The 19859-nt window shown below is 64.6% G+C and carries 24 protein-coding genes; 16 read left to right on the top strand and 8 right to left on the bottom strand.

The window, feature by feature from the left end; all coding sequences use genetic code 11:
* Positions 1 to 2 precede the first annotated feature (2 nt).
* Complete coding sequence (locus L2Y96_RS20535) at positions 3 to 572, top strand: relaxation protein (RefSeq protein WP_247329995.1); 570 nt, start codon at positions 3 to 5, stop codon at positions 570 to 572.
* Between the two features lie 76 nt (positions 573 to 648).
* Here L2Y96_RS20535 and L2Y96_RS20540 read toward each other — a convergent pair whose 3' ends face one another.
* Positions 649 to 1446 (bottom strand): hypothetical protein, encoded by a 798-nt coding sequence (locus L2Y96_RS20540; protein WP_247329996.1) that lies wholly within the window; start codon positions 1444 to 1446, stop codon positions 649 to 651.
* 20 nt (positions 1447 to 1466) lie between these two features.
* Positions 1467 to 1775: a hypothetical protein gene (locus L2Y96_RS20545; RefSeq protein WP_247329999.1), complete on the bottom strand. Its 309-nt coding sequence runs from the start codon at positions 1773 to 1775 to the stop codon at positions 1467 to 1469.
* A gap of 188 nt (positions 1776 to 1963) precedes the next feature.
* Here L2Y96_RS20545 and L2Y96_RS20550 point away from each other — a divergent pair, with 188 nt between their 5' ends.
* Positions 1964 to 2593, top strand: a complete 630-nt coding sequence (locus tag L2Y96_RS20550) for a hypothetical protein (RefSeq protein WP_247330002.1) — start codon at positions 1964 to 1966, stop codon at positions 2591 to 2593.
* 31 nt (positions 2594 to 2624) lie between these two features.
* On the opposite strand, the gene L2Y96_RS20555 is transcribed toward L2Y96_RS20550, so the two are convergent.
* The 5 genes from L2Y96_RS20555 to tsaD form a co-directional block, all read right to left on the bottom strand.
* Positions 2625 to 3479: a DUF6159 family protein gene (locus tag L2Y96_RS20555; protein WP_247330004.1), complete on the bottom strand. Its 855-nt coding sequence runs from the start codon at positions 3477 to 3479 to the stop codon at positions 2625 to 2627.
* 194 nt (positions 3480 to 3673) lie between these two features.
* Positions 3674 to 4162, bottom strand: a complete 489-nt coding sequence (folK, locus tag L2Y96_RS20560; RefSeq protein WP_247330007.1) for a 2-amino-4-hydroxy-6-hydroxymethyldihydropteridine diphosphokinase — start codon at positions 4160 to 4162, stop codon at positions 3674 to 3676.
* Positions 4163 to 5404, bottom strand: coding sequence for a mechanosensitive ion channel family protein (locus L2Y96_RS20565; RefSeq protein ID WP_247330010.1), 1242 nt, complete (start codon positions 5402 to 5404; stop codon positions 4163 to 4165).
* Positions 5405 to 5429: 25 nt separating this feature from the next.
* Positions 5430 to 5789, bottom strand: a complete 360-nt coding sequence (gene folB, locus L2Y96_RS20570) for a dihydroneopterin aldolase (RefSeq protein WP_247330013.1) — start codon at positions 5787 to 5789, stop codon at positions 5430 to 5432.
* Between the two features lie 257 nt (positions 5790 to 6046).
* On the bottom strand, positions 6047 to 7090 hold the full coding sequence (tsaD, locus tag L2Y96_RS20575) for a tRNA (adenosine(37)-N6)-threonylcarbamoyltransferase complex transferase subunit TsaD (protein ID WP_247330016.1): 1044 nt from the start codon (positions 7088 to 7090) through the stop codon (positions 6047 to 6049).
* Positions 7091 to 7155: 65 nt separating this feature from the next.
* Here tsaD and rpsU point away from each other — a divergent pair, with 65 nt between their 5' ends.
* The 7 genes from rpsU to L2Y96_RS20610 all read left to right on the top strand — a co-directional run bounded on the left by rpsU (position 7156) and on the right by L2Y96_RS20610 (position 12020).
* On the top strand, positions 7156 to 7371 hold the full coding sequence (gene rpsU, locus L2Y96_RS20580) for a 30S ribosomal protein S21 (RefSeq protein ID WP_029213735.1): 216 nt from the start codon (positions 7156 to 7158) through the stop codon (positions 7369 to 7371).
* Positions 7372 to 7509: 138 nt separating this feature from the next.
* Positions 7510 to 7953: a GatB/YqeY domain-containing protein gene (locus L2Y96_RS20585; RefSeq protein ID WP_247330018.1), complete on the top strand. Its 444-nt coding sequence runs from the start codon at positions 7510 to 7512 to the stop codon at positions 7951 to 7953.
* Between the two features lie 199 nt (positions 7954 to 8152).
* On the top strand, positions 8153 to 8326 hold the full coding sequence (locus L2Y96_RS20590; RefSeq protein WP_247330020.1) for a DUF1328 family protein: 174 nt from the start codon (positions 8153 to 8155) through the stop codon (positions 8324 to 8326).
* A 52-nt stretch (positions 8327 to 8378) separates the two neighbouring features.
* Complete coding sequence (dnaG, locus tag L2Y96_RS20595; RefSeq protein WP_247330022.1) at positions 8379 to 10115, top strand: DNA primase; 1737 nt, start codon at positions 8379 to 8381, stop codon at positions 10113 to 10115.
* Positions 10116 to 10206: 91 nt separating this feature from the next.
* Positions 10207 to 10887, top strand: a complete 681-nt coding sequence (locus L2Y96_RS20600) for a DedA family protein (RefSeq protein ID WP_247330023.1) — start codon at positions 10207 to 10209, stop codon at positions 10885 to 10887.
* Between the two features lie 144 nt (positions 10888 to 11031).
* On the top strand, positions 11032 to 11454 hold the full coding sequence (locus L2Y96_RS20605) for a hypothetical protein (protein ID WP_247330024.1): 423 nt from the start codon (positions 11032 to 11034) through the stop codon (positions 11452 to 11454).
* Entirely contained in the window at positions 11451 to 12020 is a 570-nt protein-coding gene (locus L2Y96_RS20610) for a hypothetical protein (protein WP_247330025.1), read from the top strand. The genes L2Y96_RS20605 and L2Y96_RS20610 overlap by 4 nt, the downstream gene beginning before the upstream one ends.
* Here the strand turns inward: L2Y96_RS20610 and L2Y96_RS20615 are convergent.
* Positions 12017 to 12877, bottom strand: a complete 861-nt coding sequence (locus L2Y96_RS20615; RefSeq protein ID WP_247330026.1) for a LysR substrate-binding domain-containing protein — start codon at positions 12875 to 12877, stop codon at positions 12017 to 12019. The genes L2Y96_RS20610 and L2Y96_RS20615 overlap by 4 nt on opposite strands.
* 105 nt (positions 12878 to 12982) lie before the next feature.
* Here L2Y96_RS20615 and L2Y96_RS20620 point away from each other — a divergent pair, with 105 nt between their 5' ends.
* From L2Y96_RS20620 to L2Y96_RS20650, 7 genes are read left to right on the top strand one after another with little or no spacing between them, the layout of a single operon-like run.
* Positions 12983 to 13981: a 2-dehydro-3-deoxygalactonokinase gene (locus L2Y96_RS20620; RefSeq protein WP_247330027.1), complete on the top strand. Its 999-nt coding sequence runs from the start codon at positions 12983 to 12985 to the stop codon at positions 13979 to 13981.
* A 27-nt stretch (positions 13982 to 14008) separates the two neighbouring features.
* Positions 14009 to 15001: an arabinose ABC transporter substrate-binding protein gene (locus L2Y96_RS20625; RefSeq protein WP_247330028.1), complete on the top strand. Its 993-nt coding sequence runs from the start codon at positions 14009 to 14011 to the stop codon at positions 14999 to 15001.
* Complete coding sequence (araG, locus tag L2Y96_RS20630) at positions 15001 to 16536, top strand: L-arabinose ABC transporter ATP-binding protein AraG (RefSeq protein WP_247330029.1); 1536 nt, start codon at positions 15001 to 15003, stop codon at positions 16534 to 16536. Before L2Y96_RS20625 ends, araG begins: the two co-directional genes overlap by 1 nt.
* A gap of 4 nt (positions 16537 to 16540) precedes the next feature.
* The gene (gene araH, locus L2Y96_RS20635; RefSeq protein ID WP_283248855.1) at positions 16541 to 17542 is read left to right on the top strand and encodes an L-arabinose ABC transporter permease AraH; all 1002 of its coding nucleotides are present in this window, start codon (positions 16541 to 16543) and stop codon (positions 17540 to 17542) included.
* Positions 17542 to 18435 carry an SMP-30/gluconolactonase/LRE family protein gene (locus L2Y96_RS20640; protein WP_247330030.1) on the top strand — a complete coding sequence of 298 codons (894 nt, stop codon included), beginning with the start codon at positions 17542 to 17544 and terminating at the stop codon, positions 18433 to 18435. The genes araH and L2Y96_RS20640 overlap by 1 nt, the downstream gene beginning before the upstream one ends.
* Positions 18432 to 19241, top strand: a complete 810-nt coding sequence (locus tag L2Y96_RS20645) for an SDR family oxidoreductase (RefSeq protein WP_247330031.1) — start codon at positions 18432 to 18434, stop codon at positions 19239 to 19241. Before L2Y96_RS20640 ends, L2Y96_RS20645 begins: the two co-directional genes overlap by 4 nt.
* Complete coding sequence (locus L2Y96_RS20650) at positions 19210 to 19857, top strand: 2-dehydro-3-deoxy-6-phosphogalactonate aldolase (RefSeq protein WP_425492463.1); 648 nt, start codon at positions 19210 to 19212, stop codon at positions 19855 to 19857. Before L2Y96_RS20645 ends, L2Y96_RS20650 begins: the two co-directional genes overlap by 32 nt.
* The last annotated feature ends 2 nt before the right edge of the window (positions 19858 to 19859 follow it).

The raw sequence follows: 19859 nt of genomic DNA on the forward strand, positions 1-19859 counted from the left end.
CGATGGAAGAGAAGGAAATCCTGACGCTGGTCAGCAGCACTGCGCTCTTGATGGAACAGTTCGAACGGCGTTGCTCGATGATCGAGCGGCGGCTGGATCAGACATGGCAGGCGTTGGAAGGCCTGACCAGCCACGTACCCACGGCGGTGCAGCGCTCGGCCGATGGCGTCCTTCGCGAGATCCCGCTGCAGATCATCGACCGCGTCCGCGAAGGTATCGACCGCCCCGTGGGCGAGTACGAGCTTCGCCTCCAGAATGCCTCGAGCTCAGCGATGGAGGCCACCCGCCTGGTCGCCGACCAGATGACGCGAATGGAGAAGCTCCATCGGCATCTGGTGTGGAAGGTGGTGGGCGTAGTGGGTGGCGCCGTCGCGTTGTTGCTCGTCGCAGCCATATGGCTATCGTCGCATTACATGGATGTGATCAAGCAGAACCAGCTCTCCGCCGAGCTGCTTAAGGCGTACAACAAGGCGGATGTCACGCTTTGTGGCGGGCAGCTTTGTGCCAACGTCGACATCAAGGGCACCAAGGCCGGCGACAAGGGGCAGTACCTCCCGGTCAATCCACGCTAGGCCAGGCGGACCGGACAAGTGGTCCGTGTGGATGGTGGGCGGGCGTTGAATATCTGATCCAGGGCGCCCGCCCGTTTCATCGCGTCAGGTGATGCGCAGGACCCTGCTGGGTTGGCTGCTGGGCCTGCTGATTCTGCTGTTGCTGCTGCTGGCCAGGATCAGCCTGCTTCTGGGCCGCTTGCTGCGCCGCATGTTGTTGCTGGCCTTCAGCCGCGAAAGCCCGGCCCTCCGGTGATTGCGCCAGCTGTTTGCCCGCCTGATCGACCGCCGCCGCATTACCCGGATTGGCAAGCAACGCATCCATGACCGGATCACCGGTTTTCACGGGTGCCGCAGCGCCCTGCTCTGCCGGTTGCGGGTTCCTGCCACCGAACGAACTGGAAGGTTCTGCTACGTGACGGGTCGGCTGGTTCACCGCCGTGGCGTGCTCTTTCTCGAGCGCCTTGATGCCGTTGGCCAGATCACCGGGTGTACGGATACCGTAATTGTCACGGGCGTGGATATGCTCGCCGGTGACTCGTTCCGTCGTATTCGTCGCCCAGTTCGAGCAATTGTTGAGATAGCCCCACGTCACCTTTTCGCCGAGGGCTTTGTCGAGTTCGGCTACCTGCTTTTGATCGAGCTGGTAGTACCGGCTTTCGGTAGCGGGAAACCGGTTTTCGATACCCTGCCGAATATTGGTCTCGGGGTGCTGTGCTTCGTTGGCGAAACGCGGATGGTCGTTAGGCCACAAGCCATACGCCTGGGTTGTCCCGTTGCGCGTCACCGAGATCCACGCGTGGCCCTCGGTATCCACGCTCCACGCGTTCGTATTGGGTTCCGCGTTGGTGTGGATACCCAGTACGACCTTGTCATCTCCAGTAGGTCCTGGCATCTCGTTCTCCTTGAATGAGGTTACGGGTAGACCTGCTCGTCGCCATCGGCGTGCACCACGACGATCTTCTCGCCGTGGTACGGCAGCGTCACCTGCGCCTGCCACTCGTCATCCAGGGGAATATTGGTTTTAGCCATCGATTCGCACGTACTACCGACCTTGCAACGGCCGATAACGACTTTCAGTACACCGGCATCAACCGTGTAATCGACGCCACCCGAGTAGTAACTCGATTCGGGATAGACGTGGTACCGGAGCGATACTTCATTCGATCCGGCCGGCTTGACCGAAACGGGATCAACCGCTTTCCTTGGGTACGAAGGTTTCATTTCTGCTCCATTGCAACCGGAAGACATCATCACTAAAGCCACGATCAAGGCGTATGGTCTCAAGGCACTTACCCTCCAGGCGATCTCCTTGCCGATCGTAGAAACTACGAGGTATCTCCCGCCGGGACAAGGCCTTATCCTGATCCATGCGTGGACCGCCTCACAAAAAATGAAATGCGAAGGGAAAAATGGATACCGATCTCGCTCCGCTTTTTGAAACAACGAAGCGCCTGGCACTCCTGGCGGAAACGCTGAAGCAACAGACCACCGCGGCGATCAAGGAGCAGCACGATGCCGGGCAGCTCCTGAACGACACGGCCTACACGTTCCAGGGCAATGTCGGCCAACTGGTCGGGGAGACGGTCCGCCAGGTCGGCATTTCAGCCCGGGCCGCCGTGGATAGCGCGCTCGCCGAGTCGATTGAACTGCATTCGCGATCCATCCTGGAGGTGTCGTCGTCCCTTCAGCAGACGACACGCCACCTTGAAAACAGCCTTGGCGCGGTCGCCCGGGAAACACGCAGGCTTGTCTGGATTTCTTATGCGAGCATCGCGGGTGCCGTCCTTCTTCTTGTCGCGGGAGGAGGCATGTTGCTGCATCACGAAAGCCAGGCTTATGACGCCGCCCGCACGCGAGCGGCGCAGGCCGAGATAGGCGCTGCAACGATCGAGGCCTATGCACGAGCCGGCCTCGCCTCATGCGGTGGCCGCCCCTGCCTCAAGCTGGACCAGAAGACGCCGCATTGGGGCGCGAAAGGTGAATACGTGCTTGTCGAGGGCGCGACCGCTGCCAAAAAAGAGCAGGCGACAGCGCAATAAAAAAGGCCCGGCGATTGCCGGGCCTTTTCGGTTACTTCTTCTGGCGGAACGCACTTTCCAGCAGGGCGCGATCGAAGCCCTGGCCCGGGTCACCATATTGCGCGTAGCGATACAGGGCGGCGGCATAGACGCCGTGCATGGCGTTCTGGAAGAGCCCCAAGGCCACGATGGCGATGACCGCGACGACGCCGACGGCAACCGTCAACGCAACGGAGCCCGTGCTGAACGCGCCGAAGATAAGCATGGCGCTGACGATCATGACGCAAAAGGTGAGAAGACCGCCGACGACGCCGATGCCGGCGTTACCAATGATGTTCTCGCCCCAGGTGCGCTTCACGAGCGAAGCGCTGTCCTTCACCGCTTCCACCGGCCCGACGTTTTGCGCGGCGAGCACCGGCACGACGAGGAAGGTGGCGACCGTCCAGCCCACGCCAAGCAGGCCGGCCACGATGCGACCGATGAAGCCGGCGCGCTCCTGGATGGCGCGCAGGATCATGCCGACCGTGGCCGAGATGAGCGCGTAGCCGATGATCGCGGGCAGCTTGCTCCACGCGGCGCTGAGGCCATCGTTGAGCGTGGGATTACCGCCATCAAGGCGAATGAAGGCGGCGGATGCCAGTGCGGTGTTGAAGAAGATCACCACACCGTACTGGATGAAGTAAAACAGGAACGAGACGGCGAGGAACACCGGCGAGACGTGCCGGCCGCCATCTTCCAGGCCGGTGCGGTGGCCGTGGAGCAGCGAGATCACCGGCCAGGCGAACGAGGCGATGACCACGAGCGACGCCAAGCCCGCAAAGAGCGGAAAGAGCATCAGCTCCTTGTCCTGGCGGAGGATGTTGGCGCTCGATTTCATCAGCGCCCAACTGCGTGCGAACTTGCCCATGTCCTTTGGAACCCCTTGGTGTGCAACGGTGGCGGTGTTTTAGCACCCCGGGCGGGGCAAATGCCACCGCGGGGCGGTTCCGTCCTGGCTAACGGAACCGCCCCTCCAGGAGCGCGGTTGCGCGCGATGGGTTTGGCGTAAGAGCCCGGGACCTGCTGTGTTGAGGCGAAAGATGTCGCGCGCAAGGCGCGCTCCTACAGGGGCATCGGCTCTGCGGTGAGGGGTTCTTTGTCTTGGGGGAAGGCGGCCCACAGGGCGGCCATGGTCTGGCCGGTGACCGGGTTGCGGACGTCGGGGGCGATGTCGGCCATCGGCTTCAGCACGAAGGCGTGGCGGAGTTCGCTACGGGGGAGCTTGAGGTTGCCTGCGCCGCTCATCACCAGGTCGTCGTACAGGACGATATCCACGTCCAGGGTACGGTTGGCGTAGCGGTCGCCGCCACGGACGCGGCCGTGGCGGTCTTCCAACGCGTGGAGCCACTCGTTCAACGCTTCCGGGCCGAGGTCGCTATCCAGCGCCACGGCAAGGTTGAAGAAGTCCGGGCCATCAAAGCCGACGGCGGCGCTGCGGTACACCGGCGAGATATCCAGCGCGCCAAAGCGGGCGCGCAATTCCGCCACGGCCGCCGCCAGCCAGCGCGGTGCGTCGATATTCGAACCGAGGCTCAGGTAAGCACGGCCCATTCAGTCCTCCAGTGCAGGGATGCCATGCAACGCCCCGATCGCCTCGCGCACATCGCCGCCCGAAGGCTGCTGGAACGGACGCAGGCCGAACTCGGGGAGGATGGCGATGAGGTGGTCGAAGATGTCGGCCTGGATCCGCTCGTATTCCAGCCACACGACGGTGTTGGTGAAGCAATAGACCTCGAGCGGAATGCCCTGCGGGCCGGGGTCACGCATGCGAACCATGCGGGTCATCGCATCGTGCACATCCGGATGCGCCTTGATATAGGCATCGGCATAGGCACGGAAAGCACCGATGTTCGTCTGGCGGCGACGGTTCGCCGGTAGCTTGCCTGGTTCGCCCAGCGCATCGTTCCAGCGCTGGATATCCTCGCGCTTCTGTTTCAGGTAAGCAGCGAGCAGGTGGATCTTCGCAAACCGCTCGAGCTCGCCGTCTTCAAGAAAGCGCACGCACGCCGCATCAACGAACAATTCGCGCTTAATTCGGCGACCGCCCGAATCGGACATGCCGCGCCAGTTCTGGAACGAGTCGGAAATCAGGCGCCACGTCGGCACGGTAACGATCGTGCGATCGAAGTTGCGCACCTTCACCGTGTGCAGGGTGATATCGATGACATCGCCATCCACGCCTGCGGAGGACATGGTGATCCAGTCACCCACGCGCAGCATGTCGTTGGTGCTGAGCTGGATACCGGCGACGAAGCCGAGGATCGTGTCCTTGAACACCAACAACAACACGGCGGACATGGCACCGATGCCGGACAGCAGCAACGCCACGTTCTGATGGGTAAGGCGCGTAATGACGATCACCACGGCCACGATCCACAGGACCAGTTGCAACAGCTGCACCACGCCCTTGATGGAGCGTTTGCCGGCCGGGGTCGCGCTGTAAAGCGATTCGAACGCGATCAGCGAGCGGCCGATCGCGGCGATGACGCAGACGATCATCCAGCACACGGCGACATCGCGAATGAAACCGGCGAGGCTGTCCTGGTCCTTTACCTCGAGGAACAGCGCGATGCCGTAGTACACGACGATGGCGGGCAACATGCGCGCGAGCCAGCGGAAGGCGCCGAATTCATAGAGGGCATCGTCCCAGCGCCACGCGGTATGCCGTGTCGCCACGCGCACCACGCGGTGCAGGAACACGCGGCCCAGCAAACCCACCAGCCAGGCCACCACGAAGAGGCCGGCGATGGCGCCTGCGCGCTTCAACTCGATGATGGTGAACATGTCGTCCATGGGGGTTACAGCTCCGGGTAACGCATCATTCGGGCCGCGTGCCGCGCTCGATGCGCACGCCGACGGCACGGGCACCACGTACGGCACCCGGCTTGGAGAGTTTCAGGCGCACCCACGACACGCCGAATTCCTCACGCACGATCTCGGCGCAGCGCTCGGCGAGCGTCTCGACCAGGCCGAAGCTGGAGGATTCCACATACGCCTGCAGCCGCTTGGAAATCGACTTGTAGTTCAGGGTGTCGTTGATGTCGTCGGTCGCCGCGGGGCGGCGGTTATCGAACGCCATCTCCAGGTCGAACGAAAGGGTCTGCCGGATCCGGCGTTCCCAGTCGTAGATGCCGATGACCGCGTCAATGCGCAGGTCCTCGATGAAGACGATGTCCATGGGGCCCGAAAAGTGAAGAAGGGCCCTACAGGTTACCCGATGGCACCACGAACATCGTAGAAGCCCACCCTGTGGGCGACATCTTGCGCCTCGTAGGAGCCCACCCTGTGGGCGACATCTTGCGCCTCGTAGGAGCCCACCCTGTGGGCGACATCTTTCGCGGAAGAGCCACAGGGCCTGCGGCGGTACGGCGAAAGATGTCGCCCACAAGGTGGGCTCCTACGGCCGCGGGGACAGGGTTTCGAGCGGCGGGGCCGTCAGGCTGCGGGGGGCAGGGTTTCGAGGCTCCAGCGCGGGAAGACCTGGATGGTTTCGTCCTGCTGTTGGCCCGCCGCAAGGCGAATGGCGCCCGCCAGGGCGATCATGGCGCCGTTGTCGGTGCAGAACTGCAGGCGGGGGAAGTACACGCGGAAGCCATCGGCGGCGCCGGCTTCGGCCAGTTGGGTACGCAGTCGCTTGTTGGCGCCCACGCCGCCGGCGATCACCAGCCGCTTCGTCCCGGTGGCCTGCAGCGCCCGGCGACATTTGATGGCCAGGGTGTCCACGATCGCCTCTTCGAAGCCACGGGCGATATCGGCCCGGGTCTGCTCCGATTTATCTGAGGCCTGCCAGGCCAGGAGCACCTGGGTCTTCAGGCCGGAGAAGCTGAAATCGAGCCCCGGTCTGTCCACCATGGGACGGGAGAAGCGGTACTTGCCCGGCTCGCCCTGCTCCGCCAGCTTCGCCAGCGCCGGGCCACCGGGGTACGGCAGGCCCATAAGCTTGGCGGTCTTGTCGAAGGCCTCGCCCGCAGCGTCGTCCAGGGTATCGCCCAGGATCTGGTACTCACCGATCGCCTTCACCTCCACCAGCATGGAGTGGCCGCCGGAGACCAGCAGGGCCACGAACGGCGGTTCCGGCGGGTCCTCTTCCAGAAGAGGCGCCAGCAGATGCCCTTCCATATGGTGGACGCCGATGGCCGGCACGCCGAGGGCCCAGGCCATGGCGCGGGCGGCCGAGGCACCGACCAGAAGGGCGCCAACGAGGCCCGGGCCGGCCGTGTAGGCCACCCCGCCGAGGTCGGCCGGGGTGAGTCCGGCGTCCTTCAGGGCTTGGCGCACAAGGGGAAGCAGCTTGCGGACATGGTCGCGGCTGGCCAGCTCCGGCACCACGCCGCCGTACTCGGCATGCAGGGCGATCTGGCTGAAAAGGGCGTGGGAAAGCAGCCCGCGGCCCGGATTTTCCGGGTCCCAGCGCAGCAGGGCCACGCCGGTTTCATCGCAGGAGGTCTCGACACCTAACACAGGCTTTGAAATTTGCATTTCGATCACGTTATAATCCACGGCTCACCCGGATAGACGGGTCAGTTTAAACAAGTGGAGTTTCCATGCCGAGCGTTAAAGTCCGCGAGAATGAGCCGTTTGAGCTTGCCCTCCGCCGCTTCAAGCGTACGTGCGAAAAGGCTGGCGTGCTGGCCGAAACGCGCAAGCGCGAATTTTACGAAAAGCCGACCCAGGAGCGTAAGCGTAAGCGCGCTGCTGCTGTGAAGCGCCACCTGCGCCGTCTGTCTCGCGACACGACGCGCCGGACCCGCATGTACTGATTGCCACCCGGCCTGTGTAGGGCCGGTGTTGGACCCGCGGCTGGCGCGTTCGCCCGCTGCCGCCGCAATCAGGCGGAAATCCCGAGCCGGCTCCGCCGAAAGGTGGAGCCGGCTTTTCGTCGTTCTGGAGAAATAGCGATGAGCCTCAAGGCAAAGATCACTGACGACATGAAGGCCGCCATGAAGGGCGGCGAGAAGGACCGCCTGGCGGTGATCCGCCTGGTCCAGGCCCAGATCAAGCAGCGTGAAGTCGATGAACGGATCGAACTCGACGACGCCCAGGTCCTGGCCGTCCTCGAGAAGATGCAGAAGCAGCGCCGCGACTCCCTCGACCAGTTCGAGAAGGCCGGCCGCGAGGATCTGGCTGCGGTCGAGCGCTACGAAATGACCGTCATCGACGCCTACCTCCCGACCAAGCTGACCGACGCCGAGCTCGATGCCCTCATCGACGCCGCCGTGGCCGAATCCGGCGCCAGCTCGGCCCGCGACATGGGCAAGGTCGTCGCCCTGGTGAAGGAAAAGGCCGCCGGCCGCGCCGACATGGGCGCTGTGGCAGGCAAGGTCAAAGCCAAGCTGATGTAACTCCCGTAGGAGCCCACCTTGTGGGCGACGCCGTTCGCGACAACGCTACAGGGCCTGTGGCGGTGGGGCGAAAGATGTCGCCCACAGGGTGGGCTCCTACCGGATACCGGTTGGCTTCACAATCGGCCCACATGGGTCGCCGCATCCTTCCCGCCGCGGCAGGGGGAGCGTCCTCCGGCTCTTTCTGGAGGGGAACGCCATGCTTAAGTACGCCATCATCTTTGGCATCATCGCCCTGGTCACGGGCGCCCTTGGCTTCACCAAGGTCTCCGGCATCGCCGGCACGATCGCCAAGGTCTGTTTCGCCATCTTCCTGATCCTGTTCATCATCGCCATCCTGGCCGTCGTCGGCGTCTTCAAAATGGCGTTCTGATCGATTCGTCAAGCTCCTCCCGGAAACGGTTGCGTGGCATCCTAGGCGACTGATGCGCGGCCGAATCCCCGACAACTTCATCGACGAGCTCCTGACTCGCGTCGACATCGTCGACGTGATCGAACGCCGCGTGCCGCTGAAGAAGGCCGGCCGGGAGTGGACGGCGTGCTGCCCGTTCCATAACGAGCGCTCGCCGTCGTTCTACGTGAGCCCGGCCAAGCAGTTCTTCCACTGCTTCGGCTGTGGCGCCCACGGCAGCGCCATCAAGTTCCTGATGGACTACGACCGGCTGGAATTCCCCGACGCGATCGAGGAACTGGCTCAGTCCGTAGGCATGAAGGTGCCTTACGAGGGCGGCCGCGACGATAAGCCACGGGAAGACCGCAGCGACCTGTACACCCTGCTGGACGAGGCCACGAGCTTCTACCAGCGGGAGCTAGGCCAGAGCGACGAGGCCAAGGCCTACGTCGACAAGCGCGGCCTGGACGAAGAGACCCTTAAGCGGTTCCGCATCGGCTGGGCCCCGGCGGGCTTCGATGGCGTCCTCAAGGCCCTCGGCACCACGGACAACCGCCGCAAGCTGCTCAACGATGCGGGCATGGTCGCCAGCAACGAGCGTGGCAACCGCTACGACCGCTTCCGCGAGCGGGTCATGTTCCCGATCCTGGACCGGCGCGGCCGCGTCATCGCGTTCGGCGGCCGCGTCCTGTCCTCCGACCAGGGCCCGAAGTACCTCAACTCCCCGGAAACGCCCCTCTTCCACAAGGGCCGCGAGCTCTTTGCCCTGTGGCAGGTGAAGCAGGCCAACCAGACGGTTAGCCGCATCATGGTGGTCGAGGGCTATATGGATGTCATCGCCCTGCACCAGGCCGGCCTGCCTATCGCGGTGGCAACCCTGGGCACGGCGACCACGCCGGACCATGCTGAAGTCCTGTTCCGCGCCGCGCCCGATGTCTATTTCTGCTTCGACGGCGACCGCGCCGGCCGCCAGGCCGCCTGGCGCGCGGTGGAATCGATCCTGCCGCGCATGCGCGATGGCCGCCAGGCGCACTTCCTGTTCCTCCCCGATGGCGAGGACCCGGACACCCTGGTGCGCAAGGAGGGCAAGGAGGGCTTTGAGAAGCGGATGAAGGAATCGATGCCCCTCTCCGAATACTTCTTCGAGGAAATGGCCCGCGACGTCGATACCACCCGGCTGGATGGCCGCGCCCGCCTGGCGGAGCGCGCCCGGCCGCTGATTGCGAAGCTGCCCGATGGCGCGTTCCGCGATCTCATGGCGGACGAGTTGAAGCGACGCACCGGCGCCGGGGCCACCTTCGAGCCCGAGGCGGCGCCTACCCGCCCGGCCCGGCCCGCCCAGGGCGGCCCCCAGCGCAGCCTCGTCCGCAGCGCAATCACCTTGTTGCTGGCCCAGCCCGCGCTGGCACTTGAGCTCGAGCCGCCCTACCCGTTCCTGCGCCTCGACCGCCCGGGCGTGAACCTGCTGGCTGAACTGATCGACGTGATCCGTTCCCGGCCGGATATCCGCCCTGCCGTGCTGGTTGAGTACTTTCTTGATCGCCCCGAATACGCCTCCCTGCAGAAGCTGATGCAGGCCGAAGTGATCGGCGAGGCGGATATGCAACGCGAGGAATTCATGGGAGCGCTGGCGGGCATGTACCGCCAGGCCGTCACGGAGCGCCGCAAGGACCTGAGCGCTCGCATCGGCAGCCTTGATGACACCGAGAAGGCCGAGCTTCGCGTTCTCCTGGCGGACCATGCCGCCCAGGGCAAGGCGCCAGCCGAATGATGCGCCGCACCTGCGATCTCCTGCGATCCATGGGATCATCCGGTCTTCGTACCCCGAAGGACCCGGCCCTCACCGGACGTGCCCAAGCCTGATGGAACTGCTCAATAGCCTCGTCGACGTCTTCGGGCGGAACGGCTACATCGCCGTCTTCCTCGCCCTGATTCTGTGCGGCGCGGGCCTGCCCCTGCCTGAAGACATCACCCTCGTGGCCGGCGGCATCATCACCGGCCTCGGCTACGGCGACGTCCACACCATGGTGGGCGTGGGCATGGCCGGCGTGCTGATGGGCGATTCGACCATGTTCCTGCTGGGACGCCACTTCGGTGGCCGGATCATGCGCTGGCGCTTCGTCGCCCGCCTGCTCACCCCCGAGCGCTACGCCAAGGTCCAGGAAAAGTTCGAGAAGTACGGCAACCGGCTCATGTTCGTGGCCCGCTTCCTGCCCGGCATGCGCACCGCCGTCTTCATCACCGCCGGCGCCACCCACCGCGTGGGCTTCCTCCGCTTCCTGCTGCTCGACGGCATGGCCGCCGCCATCAGCGTGCCGCTCTGGGTGTACCTGGGCTACCTGGGTGCCCATAACCACACCTGGCTGGCCATGTGGATCCGGCGCGGCCAGGCCGGCCTGTGGTTCGCGCTCCTCGCCGCCGTGATCGTCGTCGGCATCGTGTGGTGGCGACGCAAGAAAGCCGAACGTGCCTGCGAAACCCATGAGCACCACGACCGCCGCCAGAAGAACCTCAGCTCGCGCCTTCGCAACGATGAGCACTGAGCTCCGTAGGCTGTAGCGGCGCGCGCGTATTCCTACACGCACGTCAGCCCAAGCCCACACGGATTCACGCCAGCCCCTACAGCGCGCACCTTGCGTAAGCGCCCAGAATTCCCCCAGCACGATCCCCGTGCACACGGAGGAACCATGGCCGCCCACCTTGCACCAAGCACCTGCGCTTCGGAGTACATGCCGCCCGTTCGCCTGAAAAGCGAAGTCCGTGGCTTCATAACCGAGCGGGATGAAACTGGCGACAGCTCGTATCTTTACGTTCGCGACTACCGCCACCGCGACATGAAGCTGCGTGTGCGTGAGCCCGCGCTTGCACACGACATCACAAGGCACGTCAACGAAGGCATGCTCAGCATGCAGGTCGAAGGCTATTGGGAGCGGACCGAAGACGGCTGGCTTCCGTGCTACGGCGAGTGTGAAGTGCGCTCGTTCATCGCCCTCGACATGAACAGTAGCCTCGCTGATTCCCTCGATCTGCTCACCTCCGTAGCTGCCGAAGGTTGGAACGCCCTCGATGACCCCATCGCCGTCTGGAAAGACATTAGGGGCTGTGAATGAACGGCACATCTGTTCTCGTCGATGCCAATTTTCTCATCGCATGGCTGGGCAACAGGAAGAACCTAGATCTGAAACAACGCGCGCAGCGCTTTGTAAATCGGCTCGTGGCCATGCGTTCAAGCATCGTCATTCCGGCACCCGCCGTCGCGGAGTATCTCGTTCAGGCGAAGGTGCCGGATCTCATCGCGATCAACGCAATCATTGAGAAGCCGTGGGTCATCGTGGGCGCGTTCGACTACATGTCCGCCGTTGAGCTCCATCTCCTCGACTGTGCCGCCCGGAGTCTGGGCGATAAGCGAGATGGCGTGGACGCGCCATGGCAGAAGATTAAGGTAGACCGCCAGATCATTGCGATCGGGCGTGCCCACCAGTGCGACCTCGTCGTCAGCAACGATCGCAGCGTCATGGCCGGCGCCACAAGGGCAGGAATCTCAACCTGCAGCCTCGAGGAGCTCGATTCGCTTCCGATGCCGGCAGAGCGCCGCCGGCCAGCCCGTGCGCCCCACACAGGTTCACGCGGGTGCCGGAGCGTCCGCGAACCCTATGAATCAGCCGAGCTCACCTAGCTCGCCAGCTCCATCATGAGCCACGCGCGGAACAGGGCCGTCTCTTCCCTTGAAGCGGCCTCGCGCGAAACGGCTACGTAGTAGCTGTGGCGCAGCGGCACCTCCAGGGGCACCGGTGCGGCCAGGCGCCCTGCCGCCAGGTCGTAAGCCACCAACAGGTCCTGTGCGAGGGCCACGCCCTGCCCTTCGATGGCCGCCTGCAACATCATGGTGCCGTCGCCGAAGCCCATCTCACGTGAGATCGCACCGGGCTCCACGCCCACCTGCTCGAACCACTGATCCCAGCTGGCGATGGCCACCGCCCGGCGGCCGGGGCGCTCGTGGAGCAATAACTGCTGGAACAGGTCGGCTGGCTCACGGATGCCCTCGGCCACGCGGGGCGCGCAGACCGGGGTGTACCCGCTGGTCACCAGCAACTCCATCCCTTCACCGATCCGGTCATCGATCGCCAGATCCCATCCGGCATCGCCACCATCCGTGACCACCTCGACCGCGATATCGGGATGCTTCGTGAAGAAGCGAAATAGCCTCGGAACGAGCCACTTCGTACCGAAGGTGGGCGGCACGGCGACCCTCAACGAGGCGCTCCGCTCACCCATCACCTGGTCCGTGGCGTGTTGCAGCGCACGAAAAGCATCCCGGATGCGCGGGAAATAATTCGCACCCGCCGCCGTGAGTGCGAGCTTATTGTTGCTTCGCACAAACAAAGGCGTGCCGAGGTAGGCCTCCAACAATTTGACTTGCGCACTGACCGCAGCGGCCGTCAGCGAGAGTTCCTCGCCGGCCTTGGTAAAGCTCAAATGCTGCGCCGCAAGCTCGAACACACGCACGGCGTTGAGGGGGAGCGAACGCTTCATCGCGAAGTCATCAAGAAAAATTTGGGGTAAGCCCGAAGAATTTCTAGTTTGCCTGCCCCGGCCGGCGCCGCCAAGAATCCGGGTGGCCTAGCGAACGGATCTTCGATGAACACCCTTACCATCGACACCGGCACCACCAACACACGCGTCACCGCGTGGCGGGATGGCCAGCCCGTCGGACAAGCCGCCACCCAGGTCGGCGTCCGCGATACAGCCATCACCGGCAATACGCGCAAACTCGAAGAAGCCGTGCGCGACACGATCGCCACTGCGCTCGCCGAGGCGGACCTCGACAAGAGCGAGATCAGCCGCGTCCTGGCATCGGGAATGATCACGTCCAACGTCGGCCTGTGCGAGATCCCGCACGTACCTGCCGCCGCCGGCATCGATGACCTGGCGAAAGCCATGCGCGAATCGCTCGTGGAAACCGTCTGGCACCAGCCCATCTGGTTCGTGCCTGGCGTGCGCAACGCGGTGGACCACATCGGCCTGCATAACTGCGAAGCCATGGACATGATGCGCGGCGAGGAGACCGAATCCTTCGCCCTCGTCGAACGCCTCAACCTTAGCGAGCCCACCGTCATCGTCTTGCCGGGTTCGCATTCGAAGTTCGTAAGCATTGATGCCCAGCAGCGGATCGAAGGCTGCGTCACGACGCTGGCCGGCGAACTCCTGCACGTCATCTCGCACGACACCATCCTGGCGGGCTCGCTCAAGGAAGGTTTCGCGAAGAAGATTGATACGGAGATGCTGCTGGCTGGCGCCGCGTCCGCGCGCAAGATCGGCCTGGGCCGCGCGTGTTTCAGCGTGCGCATCCTTGACCAGTTTGCGGTGTACGACGCGAACGCGCGCGCCAACTTCCTTCTGGGGGCGGTGCTCGGCTCCGACCTGCTCACCCTGAAGAACTCCAGCGCCATACGGATGAGCCCGGGCACGCGCTTCGTGGTGAGCGGCAAGCCCATCCTGCGCGAAGCCATCGCGCGCCTGGTGGAAGGCGACGATTTCTTTTCCGGCACCGTCACGGTGCTGGGCGACGACGAGCAACGCGACCTGGCCGGATACGGTGCGATCACCATCGCCCGCCGCCGCGGCTTGCTCGGCTAATCAGCGAAACACTCGAGGAGGGAACGCATGAAGATGAAGATCGCCCTGGGTTTCAAAGCCCTTGCGCTGGCCCTGGCCTTTGCTGCCAGCCCAGCGTTCGCCGCCGATGATCCGGTCAAGATCGGCTTCGTCGTGAAGCAGCCCGAGGAACCCTGGTTCCAGGATGAGTGGAAGTACGCCGAACAGGCGGCTAAGGAAAAGGGCTTCACCCTGGTCAAGATCGGCGCGCCGGATGGCGGCCAGGTGCTTACCGCCATCGATAACCTCAAGTCGCAGCACGCCCAGGGCTTTGTCATCTGTACGCCCGACGTGAAGCTCGGCCCGTCCATCGTCGCCAAGGCGAAGATGAACCACCTCAAGCTCATGACGGTCGACGACCGCCTGGTCGATGGCTCGGGCAAGCCGATTGAATCCGTACCGCACATGGGCATCTCCGCCAGCAAGATCGGCGAGCAGGTGGGCCAGGCCATTGCCGACGAAATCAAGAAGCGCGGCTGGAAGCCGGAAGAAACCGGCGCGCTGCGCATCTCCTACGACCAGCTCCCGACCGCCAAGGATCGCGCCGACGGTGCCGTCGCCGCCCTCACCGCGGCAGGCTTCCCGAAGGCGAACATCGTCAACGCCCCGCAGGCGAAGACCGATACCGAGAACGCCTTCAATGCGGCCAACATCGCGATCACGCAGAACCCGAAGTACAAGCACTGGATCGCGTTCGGCCTGAACGATGAAGCCGTGCTCGGCGCCGTGCGCGCCGCTGAAGGCCGTGGTTTCCGCGCCGACAACATGATTGGCGTCGGCATCGGTGGCAGCAAGTCGGCCCTCAACGAGTTCGCCAAGGCCGATGCCACCGGCTTCTTCGGCAGCGTGTTGATCAGCCCGAAGCGCCACGGCTACGAGACCTCGATCGACATGTACGAGTGGATCAAGACCGACAAGGCCCCGCCGCCGCTCACCCTCACCACCGGCCGCCTGATCACCAAGGCCAATGCGGCTGAAGTGCGCAAGGAAATGGGGCTCTGATGATGATGGCGACGACCGCGCCACGCCTGGAATTCCGGCATATCGGAAAGACCTTCCCCGGCGTGCGCGCGCTCGGCGACGTGGGCTTCAGCGTGCGCGCCGGTAGCGTGCACGGCCTGCTCGGCGAGAACGGGGCGGGCAAGTCCACGATGATGAAGATCCTCGGCGGGGAGTACATCCCCGACGAGGGCGAAGTCGCCATCGATGGCCAGGTGATGCAGTTCCGCAGCGCCGCCGACGCCATCGGCGCCGGCGTCGCGGTCATCCACCAGGAGCTGCAGTACGTACCCGAACTCTCCGTCATGGAGAACCTGCTGCTCGGCCGGCTGCCCACGCGTTTCGGCATGGTCGACCGGCGCAAGGCGCTGGCCTGGGTGCGCGAGCGGCTGGATGCGCTCGGCGTGGATCTCGACCCGCGCGCCCGCCTGAAGTCGCTCTCCATCGGCCAACGTCAGATGGTGGAGATCGTGAAAGCGATCCTCCGCGACGCGAAGATCCTCGCCCTCGATGAGCCCACCAGTTCGCTATCCCATCGCGAGACCGAAGTGCTGTTCCGCCTGGTCAACGACCTGCGCGCGCAGGGCAAGGCCATGATCTACATTTCGCATCGCCTCGATGAAATCTTCGAGCTGTGCGATGCCGCGACAATTTTCCGCGATGGCCGCAAGGTCGCCGATTTCGACACGCTGGAAGGCGTGAGCCGCGACACGCTCGTGCAGCGCATGGTCGGCCGCGACATCGGTGACATCTTCGGCTACAAGCCGCGCGAACACGGCAAGGTGCGTCTTGCTGTGAACGGTGTGAGCGGCCGCGCCGTGCCGCAGCCCATCAGCTTCGACGTGCGCGCCGGCGAGATCGTCGGCTTCTTCGGCCTCGTCGGTGCCGGCCGTTCGGAAGTGATGCGGGTCATTTACGGTGCCGACCGTCGCCTGGGTGGCGAGGTGAGCGTCGATGGCCAGCCGGTCAAGGGCTCGACCATTCGCGATGCGATCCGCAAGGGCCTCGTGTTCTGCCCGGAGGATCGCAAGGAAGAAGGCATCATCGGCGTGCGCTCGGTAGCCGAAAACATCAACATCAGCACGCGCCGTAACCACCTCACGGCCGGGCTGTTCGTCAACGATCGCAACGAAGCCCGCATCGCGGATACCTTCATCGAACGCCTGCGCATCCGCACCCCGAACCGCCGCCAGGAAATCCGCCTGCTCTCGGGCGGCAACCAGCAGAAAGCCGTGCTCTCGCGCTGGCTGGCAGAGAAAGACCTGCGCGTGCTGATCGTCGACGAACCCACCCGCGGCATCGATGTCGGTGCGAAGAACGAAATCTACAACGTGCTCTACGAACTGGCCGGCCGCGGCGTCGCCGTGGTGATGATCTCCAGCGAGCTGCCCGAGGTCCTGGGCGTCTCCGACCGGGTCATCACCATGTGCCGCGGGCGGATCACCGCCCAGTTCAACCGTGGCGAAGCGAGCGAGGAGAACGTCCTTGCCGCCGCGCTGCCCGAAGGCGCCAGCGCCACCCCATTAAGGAATGCTTGAAGCCATGACCGAGACCAACGCCGCCGCCATCGGGGCTGCCCGCGAGACGCAGGCTGACCGCCGCCGCGCCCTGCTCTGGCAGATCGTGGACGATTACAGCCTGATCCTGATCTTCATCGTGCTGTTCGCCGTGCTCAGCTTCACGGTGCAGTACTTCTTCAGCTGGGACAACATCGTTGGCCTCGCGCTCTCCGTGTCACAGATCGGCATGGTGGCCTGCACCATGATGTTCTGCCTGGCCTCGCGCGACTTCGACCTGTCGGTCGGCTCGGTGGTGGCGTTCTCCGGCGTGCTCTGTGCCATCGTGGCGAACGCCACGGGCAGCGTTACGCTCGGCATCGCCGCCAGCCTCGTCGCCGGCGCCGCCATCGGTGCTTTCAACGGCGTGGTCATCGCCAAGCTCAAGATCAACGCGCTGATCACCACGCTGGCCACCATGGAGATCGTCCGCGGTCTGGCCTTCATCACCTCGCAGGGCCAGGCGGTCGGCGTCACCAGCGAAGCCTTCTTCACCCTCGGCGCGCTCGAACTATTCGGCCTGCCAGTGCCCGTGTGGATCACCGTGGCCTGCTTCGCGGTGTTCGGCGTGCTGCTGAACAAGACCATCTACGGCCGCAACACCCTCGCCATCGGTGGTAACCCCGATGCCGCGCGACTGGCAGGCGTCTCCGTGGACCGCGTGCGCATCGCCATCTTCCTGATCCAGGGCGCCGTGGCAGCCCTTGCCGGCATCATCCTGGCCTCGCGCATGACCAGCGGCCAGCCCAACGCGGGCGAGGGTTTCGAGCTGGATGTGATCTCCGCGTGTGTGCTGGGTAGCGTCTCCCTCATGGGCGGCCGTGCGACCATCAGCGGCGTGCTCGTTGGCGTTCTCATCATGGGCACTGTGCAGAATGCCATGAGCCTTTTGAATATCGACGCCTTCTACCAGTACGTCGTCCGCGGCACGATCCTGCTGATTGCCGTGCTGGTGGACCAGCTCAAGAACCGCAGGCAATCCCGCTAATGACCGACTCGTTCAAACCGCTCTCCGAACACCGCCAGGCGCATGCCGAAGGGGTGATCTGGGACGATCTCGCCAACGTGGTGCGCTGGACCGACATCGCCACCTCGCACATGTACGCTTATGACCCGGCCACGGGCCATGTGAGCGAGGCGAAGCTCCCGGCACGCGTGTGCTGCTTCGCCCTCACCCACGAGAAGGGCGTGCTGCTGCTCGCGATGGAGAAGCAGATCGCCCGCTACGACACGCGCGACGGCTCCCTGCGGGTGCTCGAGGATATCGAGCCGGAGATTCTCGGCACGCGCGCCAACGATGGCCGCTGCGACCGTGGCGGCAACCTCATCTTCGGCACGCTCAATGAAGCCGGCCCGGAGAAGGTCGCCTCCTTCTGGCGCTATACCTACGACGGCCAGCTGAGCCGCCTGGCGCTGCCTAAGGCCGCGATCACCAACAGCATCTGCTTCAGCCCTGACGGCGGCACGATGTATTTCACGGACTCGCCCACCGCGCAGATCATGGCTTGCGATTACGACGCGGCCAGCGGTGAAGTGGACCGGATCCGTGTGTTCACCGAGCTGCGCAAGGGCATGGAGCCAGATGGTTCCACCATCGACGCCGATGGCTTCCTGTGGAACGCCGAATGGGGCGCCTCGCGCGTGGTGCGTTACACCCCGGATGGGCGCATCGACACCACCATCGAACTGCCCGCCCGCCAGCCGAGCTGCGTCACCTTCGCCGGCCCCGCGCTGGATCGCATGGTGATCACCTCCGCTTCCAAGTACCTGGACGAGGCCATCGTGAAAGAGGAGCCGCGCAACGGCGCCATCTTCATCGGCACGCCGCCGCGCGGCCACGGCCTCCCCGAAGCTCGTTACGGACAAGAGGTAGCTGCATGAGCACCGCTGTGAAACCCGATCCGCGTACCACCCCGCTGCCGCGCCTCGCGGGCAAGGTCGCCATCGTCACCGGCGCCACCCAGGGCATCGGCGCGGCCACGGCGAAGCTGTTTGCCGCCCACGGTGCCTCGGTCGTGCTCAACGTGCTTGAGGACAACGCCCAGGCGCGCAAGACGCTTGAGGAGCTCAACACCGAGCACGCCATGCTGTTCCAGGCCGACGTCACCGATCCCGCCGCGATCCAGCGCATGGTCGATGCGGCCACCGAACGCTTCGGCGCACCGGACGTACTGGTGAACAACGCCGGTATCAACGTGTTCAACGAGCCGCTCTCGCTCACCGACGAGGAATGGACCCGCTGCTTCGAGGTCGACCTCAAGGGTGCGTGGAACTGCGCGAAGGCCGTGCTGCCCGGCATGCTCAAGGTGGGTCATGGCAGCATCATCAATATCGCGTCGGTGCACGGCCACAAGATCATCCCGCACTGCTTCCCCTACCCGGTGGCGAAGCACGGCCTGATCGGCCTCACCAAGGCCCTGGGCCTGGAGTACGCCGCGAAGAACATCCGCGTGAACTCGATCTCGCCCGGCCTGGTGCTCACCGCCATCGCCGAGGCCGGTTTTGCCGCCGCGGCGGATCCCGTCGCCGAGCGCCGCAAGCAGACCGAGATCCTGCCCAACAAGCGGATCGGCGAGCCGGAGGAGATCGCCTATACGGCGCTGTTCCTCGCCTCCGACGAAGCCCGCTATATCAACGCCGCCGACATCCGCATCGATGGCGGTCGTTCGCAGCTCTACCACGAGTAACCCCATGGCCTGGCCGACTGCCCTCCCCCTTATCGCCATCCTCCGCGGCATCACCCCCGATGAGGTCGTCGCCCACGTCGAGGCGCTGATCGAATCCGGTTTCGATGCCATCGAAGTACCACTGAACTCGCCGGACTGGCAGCGCAGCATCCCCCTGGCCGTGGAAGCCGCGGGCGACCGCGCCCTGGTCGGGGCTGGCACCGTGCTCACCCCGGAAGACGTGGACCGCGTCGCCGACCTGGGCGGCACCCTGCTGGTCACCCCCAATACCGACCCTGAGGTGATCCGCCAGGGCCGGGCCCGGGGCATGTACACCTCGATCGGCTTCACCACCCCGAGCGAGGCGTTCACCGCCCTGAAAGCCGGCGCCCAGTCGCTGAAGCTGTTCCCGGCCAGCGTTTACGGCCCCTCGTACATCAAGGCCATTCGTGCCGTTTTACCCCCGGATATTCCCGTTTTGGCGGTGGGCGGCGTGACGCCGGAAAATGTAGGACAATTCCTCGACGCGGGTTGTATCGGCGCGGGGCTCGGCGGCGATCTGTACAAGCCGGGCCAACCGGTGTCGCGTACTCGCGAGCGGGCAGAAGCCTTCGTCAAAGCCTACCGATCCGTCTAACC

The organism is Luteibacter aegosomaticola (assembly GCF_023078475.1).
Taxonomy (GTDB): domain Bacteria; phylum Pseudomonadota; class Gammaproteobacteria; order Xanthomonadales; family Rhodanobacteraceae; genus Luteibacter; species Luteibacter aegosomaticola.